The sequence below is a fragment of the Microcoleus sp. AR_TQ3_B6 genome (assembly GCF_036702785.1).
Taxonomy (GTDB): Bacteria; Cyanobacteriota; Cyanobacteriia; order Cyanobacteriales; family Microcoleaceae; genus Microcoleus.
On record NZ_JAUBVJ010000012.1, the window covers coordinates 70,116 to 85,010 of the forward strand.

11 protein-coding genes and 1 tRNA gene are annotated in these 14,895 nt (G+C 46.8%); 4 read left to right on the plus strand and 8 right to left on the minus strand.

What is annotated here, in order from left to right; translation table 11 throughout:
- The first annotated feature begins 28 nt into the window (after positions 1–28).
- Both QUB56_RS08705 and QUB56_RS08710 read left to right on the plus strand, forming a co-directional pair.
- A complete protein-coding gene (locus QUB56_RS08705) occupies positions 29–364 on the plus strand; it encodes a ribbon-helix-helix domain-containing protein (RefSeq protein ID WP_332954753.1) in 336 nt (111 codons plus the stop codon).
- 278 nt (positions 365–642) lie between these two features.
- Complete coding sequence (locus QUB56_RS08710) at positions 643–1,986, plus strand: D-alanyl-D-alanine carboxypeptidase (RefSeq protein WP_332954754.1); 1,344 nt, start codon at positions 643–645, stop codon at positions 1,984–1,986.
- Between the two features lie 176 nt (positions 1,987–2,162).
- Here QUB56_RS08710 and QUB56_RS08715 read toward each other — a convergent pair whose 3' ends face one another.
- Positions 2,163–3,269 carry an N-acetylmuramoyl-L-alanine amidase-like domain-containing protein gene (locus tag QUB56_RS08715; RefSeq protein ID WP_332954755.1) on the minus strand — a complete coding sequence of 369 codons (1,107 nt, stop codon included), beginning with the start codon at positions 3,267–3,269 and terminating at the stop codon, positions 2,163–2,165.
- A 563-nt stretch (positions 3,270–3,832) separates the two neighbouring features.
- On the opposite strand from QUB56_RS08715, the gene QUB56_RS08720 reads away from it, so the two are divergent.
- Complete coding sequence (locus QUB56_RS08720) at positions 3,833–4,945, plus strand: serine hydrolase (protein ID WP_332954756.1); 1,113 nt, start codon at positions 3,833–3,835, stop codon at positions 4,943–4,945.
- Between the two features lie 502 nt (positions 4,946–5,447).
- Here the strand turns inward: QUB56_RS08720 and QUB56_RS08725 are convergent.
- Together QUB56_RS08725 and QUB56_RS08730 are read right to left on the minus strand one after the other, a co-directional pair.
- Positions 5,448–5,519: transfer RNA gene (locus QUB56_RS08725), tRNA-Gln, on the minus strand.
- Between the two features lie 101 nt (positions 5,520–5,620).
- Positions 5,621–8,428, minus strand: coding sequence for a GAF domain-containing protein (locus QUB56_RS08730; protein ID WP_332954757.1), 2,808 nt, complete (start codon positions 8,426–8,428; stop codon positions 5,621–5,623).
- A 740-nt stretch (positions 8,429–9,168) separates the two neighbouring features.
- On the opposite strand from QUB56_RS08730, the gene QUB56_RS08735 reads away from it, so the two are divergent.
- Complete coding sequence (locus tag QUB56_RS08735) at positions 9,169–9,555, plus strand: response regulator (RefSeq protein WP_242717200.1); 387 nt, start codon at positions 9,169–9,171, stop codon at positions 9,553–9,555.
- 128 nt (positions 9,556–9,683) lie between these two features.
- On the opposite strand, the gene cheB is transcribed toward QUB56_RS08735, so the two are convergent.
- The 5 genes from cheB to QUB56_RS08760 form a co-directional block, all read right to left on the minus strand.
- Positions 9,684–10,769: a chemotaxis-specific protein-glutamate methyltransferase CheB gene (gene cheB / locus QUB56_RS08740; protein ID WP_332954758.1), complete on the minus strand. Its 1,086-nt coding sequence runs from the start codon at positions 10,767–10,769 to the stop codon at positions 9,684–9,686.
- 150 nt (positions 10,770–10,919) lie between these two features.
- Entirely contained in the window at positions 10,920–13,409 is a 2,490-nt protein-coding gene (locus QUB56_RS08745) for a hybrid sensor histidine kinase/response regulator (protein WP_332954759.1), read from the minus strand.
- 231 nt (positions 13,410–13,640) lie between these two features.
- Positions 13,641–13,970 carry a hypothetical protein gene (locus tag QUB56_RS08750; RefSeq protein ID WP_332954798.1) on the minus strand — a complete coding sequence of 110 codons (330 nt, stop codon included), beginning with the start codon at positions 13,968–13,970 and terminating at the stop codon, positions 13,641–13,643.
- Between the two features lie 22 nt (positions 13,971–13,992).
- Positions 13,993–14,337 carry a methyl-accepting chemotaxis protein gene (locus tag QUB56_RS08755; protein WP_332954760.1) on the minus strand — a complete coding sequence of 115 codons (345 nt, stop codon included), beginning with the start codon at positions 14,335–14,337 and terminating at the stop codon, positions 13,993–13,995.
- A 219-nt stretch (positions 14,338–14,556) separates the two neighbouring features.
- Entirely contained in the window at positions 14,557–14,775 is a 219-nt protein-coding gene (locus QUB56_RS08760) for a hypothetical protein (protein ID WP_332954761.1), read from the minus strand.
- Between the last annotated feature and the right edge of the window lie 120 nt (positions 14,776–14,895).

Sequence of the window (14,895 nt, forward strand, 5' to 3'; positions counted from 1 at the left end):
TATGTCCACCCCGTCACGGAGAAAAATTATGCATACCCTACCTAGAACCTCAACCACCGAAATGGAAGTCACCAGCATTCGACTCGAAAGAGAACTCAAAGAGAGACTCAAAGAACTCGCAGGCAATCAAGGCTATCAAGCTTTGATTCGAGATTTGCTCTGGAATTACGTGCAGCAGAAGTCTGGAGAGTATCGCCAGATGTTTTCTCGATCGGATATTCGAGCTAGCATTAATGCCACAGCACAGCAGGAGGAACGCTGCGCGCTTACAGGAGAGTTGATACGACCAGGCGGGCCGATGTTATTAGGCCTGACGATGCACGGTGAGATGGTGCCGCTGAGTATGGGGAGTATGGCTGGATAAACCAGTTTATCGAAAATTTGTGAGAGCGATCGGCCTGGGGTGAAGGCCCCAGGCGCTGAAGATAAAATCCCGAAGCATTTAAAGAATATCTATTTAACGAACCGCTTTCGACGCGTTAGCGAAGCGGCGCGTTAGCGCTAGAACGCGGAGGAAGATGGAGAAGAAGAGAGGTAATGTCAGCGGTTCGGGAGTCTGGTAACGCAGATGCGGAGGCTCCACAACGCGCTGGCTAGTGCTAAACTTTCCATCGGGCGTGCTGACAGACGATCGTAAATTTGATGGAAAAAATTAAAGTAATGCTGAAAAACCGCTACTTAACTGCTGCGAGTTCGATCGCCCTTCTCACAATTATTACCGGCTGCGCCGCTACTGAATCACCCCAACTTGCATCTCCCTCTCCTCTCGCTGCATCGAACCCGCCGCCTGTTAAACCAAGTCAGCCCTTAACAGTCTCTGTTAACAATCCCGAAACCCCCACAAATTCCAAAATCCAGCAATATCTCAACGGGTTGACAGCACAAGGTTTTGCCAAAGAAAACCAAGGCGTCTGGGTGCAATCTGGCAATACTTTGCTAGCCAATCATCAAGGTACAGTTCCTCTGTCAGCCGCTTCTATTACCAAAGTAGCAACATCTCTCGTAGCGCTGCAACAATTCGGGCCGGAACATCAATTTATTACTTTAATTGGTACAACTGGGAAAATAGAAAACGGCGTATTAAAAGGATCCTTAATTGTTCAGGGAAGCGCCGATCCGTTGTTTGTTTGGGAAGAGGCCATCGCCCTCGGCAACGCCTTACATCAAAAAGGCATCAAGCGAGTGACCGGTAATTTGATAATTGTCGATAAGTTTTACATGAATTTTGAATTAAATCCCCTCAAATCTGGAGAATTGCTGCAACAAGGATTGAACAGTGAAATCTGGCCCAGCGAAGCCGCCGCCCAGTATCAAACACTGCCTCCAAATACGCCGAAACCCCAAATAACAATTGAGGGTACTGTCAAAGTTTTGTCAGCACCTCCCAATGACGTGCAGCCTTTAGTCAAACATTATTCTTTGCCCCTTGCCGAACTGATCAAAAAAATGAATCAGTACAGCAACAATCTGATGGCAGATATGCTAGCTGATAATGTCGGGGGCGCCAAAATAGTCGCCCAAAAAGCAGCAGCAGCAACCGGAGTTCCTCCCGCAGAAATTCAACTCGTCAACGGTTCGGGATTGAGCGAAGAAAATCTCATTTCTCCGCGGGCTGCTTGCGCGTTGTTTATAGCTTTAGAACGCTATCTTGAACCTTACAGCATGACAGTTGCTGATGTCTTAACTGTAGTTGGGAAAGATAAAGGAATACTGTCAGAACGACCGCTTCCCAAATTAGCAGTGGTCAAATCGGGCACCTTGGATAATGTTAGCGCTTTGGGCGGAGCGCTACCAACTCAAAAACAAAAAACAGTGTGGTTTGTGATTATGAATCGCGGGGAAAATGTCGAGACATTTCGCACTCAGCAAGAGCTTTTGCTGAAAAGCTTTTTGAATGAGTGGGGAAGTGTTCAAGTTTCGCCGCCGGAATTAACGCCAAATCCTGCTAGAAATAGTAAGGTATCTCGCAGTGAAATTGTCAATTGATTTTAGGCTTACGCATGGGGGTCCAGAAACCGGTTTTTTTTACAAAAAGACGCCTTGCAACCCGCAAAGAAGGCAAAAAACCCGATTGCTTTAGTTGCTAGGGTGCGTCAGCACAGAAATTTTGAATTTGCAGCTAAAATAATCCAAGCTGATGCACCCTACGAGTACAAACCAATTTAATGAGGTGTTTTCACCCTAGCGACTACAATCCCGATCGCACTTTTGACTCTGCTAATATATCTGTGCAAGTCGTAAGCAACTGTCACCTCCCCAGCCGGCGAAGCGTGAATTAAACCCATATTGCCGTCAGCATTGCGGTATACTAAACCGGTGTGGGTGACATCCAATCCTTTAACATCCGTCGCTACCGCTACAATATCCCCCGGTTTTAACTGAGAATAAAGACTTTTTATTTGATTTGTCGGGATGTAATTAACAGTAGTTTTGGCTAAGTCTGCTTCTTGGCTGACAATGCACTGATAAGTTGCTTCGTCTTTGACCATTTGCGGGTAACTGCTGCGGTGCTGGCTCATGAAATTTAGTGTTTTATTCATGGGTACTCCGCCTAATTCAGCAGTAATGTTTTCCAATGTTTGCCGTTTTTGATTGTCGTTAATCCATTCGGAAAAATAATGCAATCTGCTACAATAACCGTTGATTTTACCGTTTAAATACCGCTGTTCTTCTAGGCGATTTACAAAACTTTGATAGTCGTAATCTTTTGCTGCTACGCCCCTGGCGATCGCCAAAACGGTTTCTACAAACAAAACGCAATCAAATTTATTCAACGTTACAATCAACTTTTCTTCGCCGGATTTGTCCAGCAAACCCTCGGCGTAGGGCAATCCTTGGAAATTATCGGCGATCGCCTGGACGATTTCTCCGATCGAGCGATCGTGCAAATTTTGTTTTTTTGCATACTGTACAATCTGTTTAAAACGTGCTAGGTCTTCAGCTTGTGCAGCGGTTTCTCTCTCTGTATTACTTGAGTCTGGTCGTCTAGCCAGCACCGATAGCAATTCGGAATAGGAAATTTTCGGTAAATTGTTGAAGTCCCAAAACATACTCGGGAAACTGGACACAGTTTGCTTGTTTGTTACTTCCCCATTTGCCCTTTCTCCTGTCAACTCGGGCACTATATCCACGCCCTGTCCTTCTGCTTGTCGCGAGACAAGATTTCCCCCAGCAGGTTGAGACTGAAATGCCCAAACATCAGGGCTCAAAAAATAATTCCCTCCGGCGATCGCAAATCCCAAAACAGCCAGACTCCAAAAATTTCTCATGTTTTTCCAAGGATTTTGCTTCCACTGAGTGCTATCCTGAAATTTTTACAATTTTTAGAAGTATAAATCAGCCTAGCAGACAGATAAAATTGGCAACAGCGGACTCGATCGACACGCTTGTCATTTAGACGCCGCCCTATTATAAACTGATCGTGCGAGTTTGATACCACAACACTGTAATGCAAGTAGAACGCCGACGCCGCCCCATCGGGCCCCAACGCCCAATCCAGCCCCGACGCCAAAGCAGCGAGCGTCGGGTCCCATCTCGTCGCCAAAGCAGGGAGCGTCGGGTCCCATCTCGTCGCCCAATCGGGACCCGACGCCCAATAGACTTGTTGCAAAAGTCGCTCTCAATTCTGGAAATTATCGGCGTTAATCTGCGTTCATCTGCCTTGTATCTGCGGTTGACCGATCGAGCAAAGATTCATGCAAGAGGTATAATCCAATCCCGACGCCCAAGCAGCCAGCGCCTAGTCGCGCCCCGTCGCCAAAGCAGCCCAGGCCCAGTCCCATCTCGTCGCCGAGTGAGGACGAAATTTTCTCGGCTAAAATACCGTAACATTTTGTGTTTAATTGGCGGGGCGATCGCGTTTTTTTGGCTCGTCACAATGCCCTTCAGAATTCGCCGTCCCCCAGAACCGCCAGTCATCTTGCCTCAACAGGCCATCTTGCCTCAAGAAGCACTCTCGCCGCCGACAATTCAAACATCGGAAAATTTAGCCGATCGTCAAAGCGAGCCTACCTTCAGCTACAATATCAAAACACCTCCCAATCCAGTTTACTCTCAAGAATTGCAAGGGATTGTTGATGAAGCTGTGAACATTGCGACCAGCAAAGGGCTGCCCGCAGAATCGCTATCAATTACCTTAATGGATGTCAGCAATTCCCAAACTCACACCTTCGCCGGATATCAAAATCAAACTCTCAGATTTCCCGCTAGCGTTGCCAAGTTATTTTGGATGGCAGCCTTTTACTCAGCCATAGAAAAAGGCCTAATTACCCAAAGAGAATCAGCCTTTAAAGACGACCTAGAACAAATGATTCGCGTCTCCAACAACGATGCTGCCAGCAGGCTTTTAGACAAAATCACAGATACAAAATCCGGCGGACGGCTGGCAGGAGAAGAGTTGCAAACATGGCTGAAAAAGCGCACTCAAATTAACACATTTTTCCAGTCAGCAGGCTACAATGATATTCGTATAAGCACCAAAAATTATCCCATATACTATTTAAGACAAGAAGGGCCAATCGGTCGCGACTTGCAATTGCGGGGCGGTGCTTCCCAGCCGATTCGCAATCAAGTAACTACCGACCAAGCCGCCAGATTAATATATGAAATCTATACTAGACAAGCGGTTTCTAGCGTCGCCAGCCGCAAAATGGCTTACTTGCTAACGAGAGACTTAGACCCCAAGGCGTGGAAAAAAGACCCTCTCAACTCGATACAAGGATTTTTGGGAGAATCTTTACCACCTAATATTTATTTTGGTTCCAAAGTTGGCTATACTTCCAAATCCCGCAGCGAAGCGGCATTTGTCAGAACTTTAGACGATCGCGCGATTTACATCTTAGTCGTTTTCGCAGACAATCCGGCTTATGCCAAGGACGAAACAGCATTTCCGGCAATTTCCCGATACGTTTTCGATCGGCTAAATGCTCGCGGGCCCAGCAATTAAGCTGTTGCACATCTAGATTGTCTGTTATGTTCTAGGGGGAGAAGCTTCGAGGGGTGGACAATAGGGAATTGAAATAAGCTGCTACGGATCTAAATTAGACCTCTTGCAAAAATGCACCAGACGCCTCCCCAACCCTCCCCGAAGTCGCGGTTCGGAAGCCTAATTTTTCAGGCTTCCCCCCAAAGCTTGGGGGGTGAGTTTTTGACTTTTGCAAGAGGTCTATTGAATGCATAGACGTGCTAGGAGTGCCCGTTGCACAATAATTGTAGAAAAATTGACTGTCAAATTAGATGCACAGCAGCTTATACAATTTAAATGTACAACAGGTTATCGAGTAGAATCGATGGACTCTGTTCGTATTAGGACTCATCTCATGTCAAATCTGGTTCATCAGAAGGATACCGCAGTGCGAGCCGGACGATCGAACTTTCCCGATCTCTCCCCTGCAAAGCCCGGAGGCAAAACAATTAGGAAATAATTGATCGCACCGGGCCCAATTTAACTGGGGCGAAAGGATTCGAACCTCTGAATGGCTGGACCAAAACCAGCTGCCTTACCACTTGGCGACGCCCCAACGTCTCAACCTTTATTATAGTAACACCCTGACACGGGAATCTGTCAAGCCTTTTGAGAATAAAATTTAAAAAATCTTTTTGAAACCGATCGCCCCCTGGTTTATTGTTTGACAGCATCCGGGCGACGCAGCGGGATCTCAATCCAGAACTCTGCTCCCTGTCCGGCTTGGGAGATACACTTCAAGCTTCCTCCATGTTTTTCCACCACAATCTGGTAGCTGATAGACAAGCCGAGCCCAGTACCCTTGCCCACAGGCTTAGTGGTAAAGAAAGGGTCAAACAAGCGACATTTAGCTTTTTCCGCCAATCCCGGCCCGCTGTCGCGAATCCGAATCAGCACAACTTGAGGGCTCGACTTTCCTGACTCACCAGCCTCCGAGTCTCGGGGCACCACCGCCGTCGAGATTTTGATCGTCTTGGGTACGGGCTGATTTTCCAAAGAGTCGATCGCATTCCCCAAAATATTCATAAATACTTGGTTGAGCTGTCCGGGATAGCACTCTACCTTCGGCAAGTCGCCGTAGTCTTTAATTACCTCAATTCCGGGTATTAACCCGTTTGGCTTCAAGCGGCTTTGCAAAATCAGCAGCGTGCTGTCAATCCCTTCGTGAATGTCTACCGGCTTCATATCGGCTTCGTCGTGTCGCGCGAAGTTCCGCAGAGACAGGACAATTTTGCGGATGCGTTCGGCTCCCATCTCTATTGAAGACAGAATTTTCAGCAAATCAGGGACTATGAAATCAACATCGATTTCTTCCCTTTTGCGGATAATTTCGTCGCAAGGCTCGGGGTAATGCTTTTGATACAAGTTCAGCAAATCCACCACATCTTTCACGTACTCCTTACAATAAGTCAAGTTGCCGTAAATAAAATTAACCGGATTGTTAATTTCGTGGGCGACGCCGGCGACCATTTGACCGAGAGAGGACATTTTTTCGTTTTGGATGAGCTGAGCTTCTTTCTGCTGCAAACACTGCAAAGTTTCCGTTAGTTGGCGGGCTTGAGTTTGAGCGGCTAAGGCTGCCGCCCGGGTTTGGGCGTAAAGTTCGGCTTGGTCGATCGCGATCGCCAGTTGATCCACCACCGCTTGTAGCAATTCCACTTCGCTCGTCGCCCAGGAACGGCGGCTGCTGTAATGGTTGCAAACTACAGCACCCATTTGACCCGAGCGAGTCTTGAGCGGCAGCAGCAGGTTAGAAACAATCCCGAGACTGGTCAAAAAAGCTCGCGTGGTCGGTTCTATGCAGACTGCTGTTGCCGCGTCGCCGATCCGGAGCGTTTGGCGGTTACTAATTTTCTCGGCCAGCAGCGTTACTTGTTTGATCGGGTATTCTGTGAGCCGCTCTTTCAGTTCGGGATTTGCCGCCTCGTGGGTGATCGCAAAGCTTGGCTGCCCGTGCCGCGAGACCGAGTACCACAAAAAGTAGCACTGGTCAACCTGCAACAAGCTGCGAATTTCATTGACAGCCGTATCTAAAATTTTGTCGAGGTCGAGGGAATTCCGCATCTGGCTGGCGATGCCCAACAGCAGCCCTTCCCGGCGGCTCAACAATTCTTCTCGGGCCGCGTGGCGATCGATCGCCACGGCGATGGCGTTAGCCATGCAGCCGAGAACTTCTAGCGCTCCCTCGCTTGCCAAAGACCTAGTACACAGAGCCATCACTCCCACCAGCCGCTCCTCCACAATCAGCGGATAGGCAATGGCGCACAGAGACGGGTTCGACATGAGGCACACAGGAGCCGTTTGGAGTTTTCCCGGTTCTGGCCGCACCCAATATTCTATTTCCCGTTCCCACTCTTGGCTGCTGAATCCTGAATTTGCCTGCAATTCTAACCGCTCTGTCTGCGGGTTGAACGTCCAGATCGTCGCCCCTGTGGCGTCGAGGTAATCTACCAGAGCCTCGGTGCAGCGGTTGAGGATGGCCGATATTTTCCCGCCTTGTCCGAGGGCTGCACCGATTTTAGCTTGCAGGGATCCCAAGCGCGTCAGCTCTTGTAGCGACGCTGCCGTTAGTTGGTGCTCGGAGGTGTCCCGGGAGCCGGCAACGATTTCTCGGATTGGTTTGGTATCGCGAGCCTGCCGGATGCCCCCTGAATTTTCCCACAAATATTGAGATTTGCCGGTTTCCCCGAGCGTCGGGAGCTTTTTTCTTCGGTATATTCTCGTGCCGCTCTGTGGCGTCTGTTCGGAACACAAGCTCGATCGGTTCGAGCCACGAACTAACTCTGAGATTTGCTCGCTGTCGGAGGTGATATCTTCTACCTCTGGCAACTGTTTTTGGGCTTTGACTAATTGCCACCGCAGCTCCACCAAACTCGCAACTTGCCGAGCCAAACCTTCAAGAGCTTCTATCGTTTCTTTTGTCAAATCTCTGGGCACGGAGTCCATTAGGGATAGCACTCCCAGCATCTGCCCGCCTGAGGTGACGACTGGAATTCCGGCGTAAAATTTCACGAAGGGGTAGGAAACAGTCAGCGGATGCTCGGCAAATCCCACGTCTGTGGAAGCGTCTCGGACAATGGCGGCGGGCCGTTCCTTGAAGGAATTTGCAGGGAGTTCGATCGCAGATTCGGGAGCAACTGGCGGTTTTTGCAGGGGAGTTGCCCGGTCAAATTCCGAGTTTGAGTTTGAGCCAACGGCGAACTCTTCGGGAGTTTGGTCGAGGGCGCGAGCGCAAAAATTCAGGTAACGATGGGCCAAAGTTTGATCCATACCTAACTGCGACTTCAACCAGTGGCGGTTACCGTCAATCAAGCTCAAGAAAGCAATAGGAGTTCGGCCGATCAGAGCTGCCAAGCCGACCAAATTGTCTAAGCAAACCTCTGGAGCAGAGCCGAGAAGCTGATATAAGTCTATATTATGGAGCTTGAACACTTTTTTACCAAGATACAAGGGTGATTTCATCATCTGTAACTGCCCGTTTAGTGGCTGGCAACAGCCCTTCTCAATACTTTCGAGAAAAGCCAGCTATGAATTTTGTGTCTTGAGGCCCACATCGCAAGTTCCGCGCAGGCGGATTGCGCCGAACTCAGACTAACCTCTTGACTGACAGGGAAACTTTTGAGTTATGGGAGTTAGATCACCCTGATCTAAGACTGTATAAATTCTACTTCTAGTTGACTATGCTTTTGAATACCTCCGGCTCTCTAAATCTAGGAGCCTCTGTTGGGAGGAAGCACCATTCCCAAATATATGGCGATTGCTTACCTGGAATTTTTTAATCAGTTTAATTTTATTTTAACAGACTTGTCTAATCATGGGTAGCTGGCTTGCTGGTAGATTTAAATCATGGGTTTGTGTCACAATACCAGTGTCCTTTACCGAATCTGTGCCGCAGCCTGCGGTTCAACTACTGTTAAGAGATTAACTACAAAACATTGCCCAAATGTTAAACTTTGTAACAATAGTTGATCGAACTCGACCGTCTAGGGTTCCTGGGCCCGGAGACAGATTTGGCAACTGTTGTAATCGCCGATCGACCCCTCTGGCAATCACTTTTTTCGAGCTTGAGGTAAAAAAACAGGGGTAAAATTTCTACTAACGCTCCCAGGGGGTTGGCAATTATTGCACAGGGGCAACTCTCAAAAAATGACGGCGGGAATTATGTTTTGTATTTTCTAGAACTATAAATAAACAGGGAGAAGAATATGTCTGCAAGTAGCAGTCAAGTACCAACTATTTTGGCAGTAGATGATAGCGTCGTGATGCAAGGACTTGTCAAACAGGCCTTAAGCAAAGAGTTTCGAGTTCTCGTGACCGACAATGCAGTGGATGCTTTGTCAACGATTTATCACGAACAAATTTCGGTTTTGTTGCTCGATGTTTCGATGCCTGGTATTGACGGATTGGAACTCTGTCGCACGGTGCGCAGCTTGCCTCAGTTTCAAAACTTGCCGATCATAATGCTGACAGCGCGAGATGGAGCCTTTGATAAGGTACAGGGGCGTTTGGCGGGAGCAACGGAGTATTTAACTAAGCCGTTTGATGCTGATAAGTTGCGCGAGGTAATTGGTAAGTTTATCAAAATCAAATAATCGGACTTAGAAAAAAAGTTCGGTTTTGAGTAATTAATGAACTAAAAAGTTTATCTCGCCCGCCGGGAACCCCGACTTCATTAACAAGTCGGGGGACTGGGTATTCTGCACTATTTGCGGGGTAAGTCCTAAATTTTTAATTTGGCCAGGAGTAGGGGAGCGATCGCACTGACGGGTAGAACATATTCGGCCGCACCCAGGGCGATCGCTTCTTTGGGCATTCCGAAAACAACGCAAGTAGCTTGGTCTTGCGCTATTGTCAACCCCCCGACTTGGGCGATGGCCAACATTCCGTCAGCACCGTCTCGGCCCATTCCTGTTAGTAAAACTCCCGCCGCCGTCCGACCGTAAAATTTAGCAACTGACTTAAATGTTACCGTTATTGAGGGGCAGTGTCCCGTGAATTTATCAGCTTGAGAATAAATAAATCGCCCTTGAGAATCCAATTCTAAATGACGTTTTTCTGGGGGTAAATAAACAATACCAGCTTGCGGCAATTCCCCCAAACCAGCTATTTTTACCTGCAGTTTAGATTCACAAGCCAACCACTTAACCAATCCCTGCAAAAATCCTTCGCTGATGTGCTGGACGCAAATTACAGGCACTGGGAAATTAGCCGGAAGCTTAGAAATAATCGCGTACAGTGCTTGAGGCCCCCCTGTAGAAGCCCCTATTGCCAATACTTTAATAGTTGGAGATTTAACATTTTCGTTAGAAAATTTGTAATTAGGCAGTGGTTCTTGGTTGATTTTTATAACAGTGTTATTATCTTCTGTTTGCACCATTTTTTGACGGCGTGTAAATACTTTCACTCCTGAAAGTATTTTAATTTTAGCTATTAATTGATTTGCCAGGCGATCGTAATCTGATACCAACCCGCCAATCGGTTTCGGAAAAACATCCAATGCACCAGCCTTTAACAGTTGAAATACCTTCTGAGTATCCTCCACTTGCACTGAAGCACTAATTACTAAAATTGGTAGCGGAAATTTCTTCATTACTTCTTGCGTGAATTCTAACCCGTTCATTGGTGCCATGTTCAAATCCGTACAGATTACTTCTGGGTGAAGTTTCGGGATTAATTCTAGTGCTTCTAATCCGTTGCCAGCGGTTCCTACCACTTGGATTTCTGGCGACGACTCAAAAATTCGTTTGAGGATGAGCGTAACTACTGGAGAATCTTCAACTAACAATAGTTTAATAGGCGATAACATCAGTTTGTGGGGAAATTGGGAATAGGAAATTGGGAATGGGAAATTGGGCATCGAGGCACTGGAAATTTTGCACTGGACACGCTTGCCTTGGGCCTTGCTAATTGGTAGTAAATAAGAAATCGCTAATAACTAATGACTAATGACTAATGACTAAACTAACCTTTTTAGTGTCTCTACCAGCACATCTTGATTGAAAGTACCTTTAGGAATATAAGCATTTGCCCCGGCATCAGCTCCTCTTTTTTTATCTTCATCCGACGCCAAAGATGTCACTAAAATTATTGGCAAATCACTGTATTCTTTTTGCTGCCGAATCTTAACAGTCAGCGCCAAACCATCCAAATTTGGCATTTGTACGTCAGAAATCACTGCATCAAAATCGCGAGTTTTCAATTTATGGAAAGCATCCAATCCGTCTACCGCTGTCACAACTTCGTAACCCGCACCTTCCAGGATGCGCTTTTCTTGAGTGCGGGTGGCGATCGAGTCTTCTGCTAAAAGTATAACTTGTTTTCTGCTGACCGTCTCCATGGGCGATCGCCCACCAGAAACCCCACCCGAGGAAACTTGCTGGCGTACAGATTTTATCAAATCGTGGGGATTGAGTACCATACAAACTTCCCCCGTCCCGAGAATCGTGGCACCTGAAACATTTCGCACCCGTTTCAGCAATTGACTTTGAGGTTTAATCACCACATCCTGTGCCTCCATCAAAGCATCTACAAATAATCCCACTCTTTCATCCCCGACTTTCAGAACAATACAAGACATTTTCCGAGAATTTGGATTCAGGGATTCTCCCTCCATCTTCCTGTTGAGCTCTCTCCCACTTTCCTGCCTCCATTCCCGATTTTTCGGCAGCCATTGTTTCTTATTTAATTCTAGTACATCTGCCAAGTAAGCAACTGATAGTGGCTGACCATCGGCAAGTATAGTTGCCTTACATTCCACAGTAAAAATATCAGAAACAGCAACCTGTTTTGCAGTGTCAACAAACTCAACTGGTAGCGCGTAAGTAAGACTTTCTACAGCTACAATTAATACATTTGCAGTAGCTATAGACGTGCTGAGTAGCAGTCGCAAACTGCATCCTTTGCCTGAGACAGATTCAACTTGAATGCTGCCTTTTAGTGCTTCAACATTAGTCCGAACTACATCTAAACCCACTCCCCGACCAGAGACTTCAGTAACAAATGTTCTGGTGGAAAAACCAGGAGAAAAAATCAGCGATTGAATTTGGCTTTCTGTCATGGTAGCGAGTGCTTCCTGCGTGCAAATTTTGCGCTTGACAGCACTTTGTTTAATGCGATCGAGATTCAGCCCCTGGCCATCATCAGCAACTTCAATGACAATATTGCTAGCAGTATGGTAGCCTTTAATCCGGAGAGTAGCGACGGGAGATTTGCCGAGCTTTTCGCGTTCAACGGCAGTTTCGATGCCGTGGTCGATCGCATTCCGAATCATGTGCATTAAAGGGTCTTTCATTTCTTCTAAAATGCGTTTATCAACTCGGATTTCCCCACCTTCTATGACTAATTCAACTTCTTTTTTTTCCCGCTTCGCCAAGTCTCTAACTGCTCTGGGAAATAGATTAAAAATAGTAGACAAAGGTAGCAGTCTGAGAGTGCGAATTCCTGAGCCTAATTCCTCTGCAATTAATTCGAGTCTGGCAGTATCTTCATCAACTCGATTGTTCAAGCGATTTACTAGAGTTCCCAAACTTTTTAAATGTTCTTCAGTCCGCTGGTAATAATTCTGTAACTGCATGACTATCGCGTTTCGTTGAGACCCGGTTTTCTCATTTTCTATCTGATGAAGAGCCAACCGATTTATCAAAGCTTCTCTGCTCCAATCTTCCCACAAAGTTGTGAGTTTTTCGAGAGCTGCAAGTCGGTGTACTACCCGAGTTTTGGTAACAGTAAGTTCCCCTGCTTGAGTCATTAAATCGTCTAAATTTTGGGTAGCAACGCGAATTGTTTCGATTCGGTAAGACGAACTCAAAGAACCGTTAACAGTGGGTTGAGTAGCAGATACAGCAGCGGAGCCAGACGCGGCTGGCAATTTTTGAGATTCCCGCAGCAATTCTTGCTCGGATGGTAGCGTCAACAAAGAGGAATTATTATATAAATCGGTCACCAAAGAAGTTTCACTGTTTGTTTCAGGTAGCGGCGTTTCCGAATCAGTAAATTGCGTTTTTACTAATTCTTCTTCTGGTACTTGTGCAGATTCTGGCTCTGCCGTCGGGGCGACTGGCTGGGGCTCGTTAGAAGCACCCATCATGGTAGCGAGCACGTAAAATGTATTGACGCCGGAATCTTGGCCGGTGACGGCTTCGTCAACGAGTTTGCGGAGGGCGTCTAAACCTTGCGAAAGTCGATCCCTAATATCTGTATCTAGTTGAGTTTCTCCCCGCTTGACACCTCCCAAAATATGCTCTATTTGATGAGCTAAAGATGCTACATTTTTTACTTCCAGCATCCCAGCATCGCCTTTAAGAGAATGGGTTTCCCGCAGCAATTCTTCTAACTTAGCTAAGTCGCTCGGGTGTTGTTCCAAGTACAGCAATCCATCGTCTAGTTTCTGCAAGTGCTCTTGACTAGCGATTTTAAATACATTTCGGAGTTCTTCATCTTCAATCATATATATCTTTCGGTAAGGGGTCATCGGTAACTGGTCATCGGTAACTGGTCATCGGTAACTGGTCAGCGGTAATTGGTAATCGCTAATTCTTCCTTCTATCGATTAAATCCGTTACATCCATTAAATCCCATACACCCCTAGTTGCGGAACTTTCCTCTTCCCTCAACATCCATCCATTAAATCTATTAAGTTCGTTAAATCCCCTACACTCCTCGTTGCCGAACTTGCTTATTACAATACAGACGTGAGATTTAATGCAGCTTCGTTAAGTTTTTGAGTGCCGATTTTGACTTGAGTAATGCCCCTGACTGTTTGAAATGCGGCTTGGTTGAGAGAATTCATGGCATCACCTACTTGCTGAATAGCGATCGCCTGCTGTTGAATATTAAAATAAATTTGTTGGTTGCTAGCAAGCACCCGATTGCAAGCTTCCCTAACACCCGTAAAAGCTGCTGCCGTCTCTCGTGCTGTTTTCACCCCTGCTGCTATTTTGTGTACCTCTTCTGTTGCTTTCACACTCGAGTCGATCGCACGTTTAATCTCTGGAATAATACCATTAATCTTTTGCGCCGCTTCTTGGCTTTCATCGGGTAAGAAAGCGAATTTCGCTTGCTACCACCGCCAAATTTTTGCCGTACTCACCAGCTCTGACTGCTTCGACGGCGGTGTTGACAGCCTGGATATTCGTCTGGCTGGCTAAACCGCTAACCAAACTTGCTAAAGTCGAGATATTGTCAATCTGACTTGTACTGTCATAAAGTTGCTGATTTGGCTGAGAAATTGCCACCACAGCTTCTCTCAAACCCAGCATTTGATTGAGAGTTTGCTCAACCATTTGAGTGCCTTCTGCCGCGAGATTTAAAGCTAGGCGAGCTGCGGCGGCAACAGCCTCAGGTTGCTCGGCTGCTTGCTCAGAAAATATGCCCAAAGTGTCTAAGAGGCTGTATCCAAAGTGGCAAAGGAAACCACTTTAGGCTAATCGCTTGACCATAGGCCGAATCATAGAGCCGATCGTACTAGCTCAACCGTCGATATTAATTGAGCCAACTAAAACTTTGTTCAACCACCGATCTTTTTTTCCGTAAAACCAAGCCTTGGATTTGTTGCGGTGGTAAAACCACCTGAATAATCGATCCCAAGCTATCCATCATCGATTTGAGAAACCGTGAGCGGCCCTCACTTCGATTGACAAGCGATCGAATACAGCCGCGGAACCCTTTGTCCCATCGGGTAGACGCAAAGAGACAACCTGTTTGCTCGCTAGACATTCAGGAACACTTGCTGCTGTGACCACCACAGCACGCTTGCCGAAGCTATCAACTGCAGTGTGGCGTTTTGGGCCTGCAGGTGCCTGTTGCTTTGTCAAACCCGAGCCTCTGATGAACCCTGTTGCTCGGACAACTATGACTTTTGCACCCGGATACAATGGTTTTAAATCCGAGACTATACTACCATATTTTGAACCTGCATGGGTTCGTGTTAACCC

What these genes read in the sequence shown, in the direction of transcription:
- QUB56_RS08710 (WP_332954754.1), top strand. Translation starts at nt 643, where the DNA reads ATGGAAAAAATTAAAGTAATGCTGAAAAACCGCTACTTAACTGCTGCG.
- QUB56_RS08745 (WP_332954759.1), bottom strand. Translation starts at nt 13,409, where the DNA reads ATGATTGAAGATGAAGAACTCCGAAATGTATTTAAAATCGCTAGTCAA.
- QUB56_RS08735 (WP_242717200.1), top strand. Translation starts at nt 9,169, where the DNA reads ATGTCTGCAAGTAGCAGTCAAGTACCAACTATTTTGGCAGTAGATGAT.
- QUB56_RS08730 (WP_332954757.1), bottom strand. Translation starts at nt 8,428, where the DNA reads ATGATGAAATCACCCTTGTATCTTGGTAAAAAAGTGTTCAAGCTCCAT.
- QUB56_RS08715 (WP_332954755.1), bottom strand. Translation starts at nt 3,269, where the DNA reads ATGAGAAATTTTTGGAGTCTGGCTGTTTTGGGATTTGCGATCGCCGGA.
- QUB56_RS08705 (WP_332954753.1), top strand. Translation starts at nt 29, where the DNA reads ATGCATACCCTACCTAGAACCTCAACCACCGAAATGGAAGTCACCAGC.
- cheB (WP_332954758.1), bottom strand. Translation starts at nt 10,769, where the DNA reads ATGTTATCGCCTATTAAACTATTGTTAGTTGAAGATTCTCCAGTAGTT.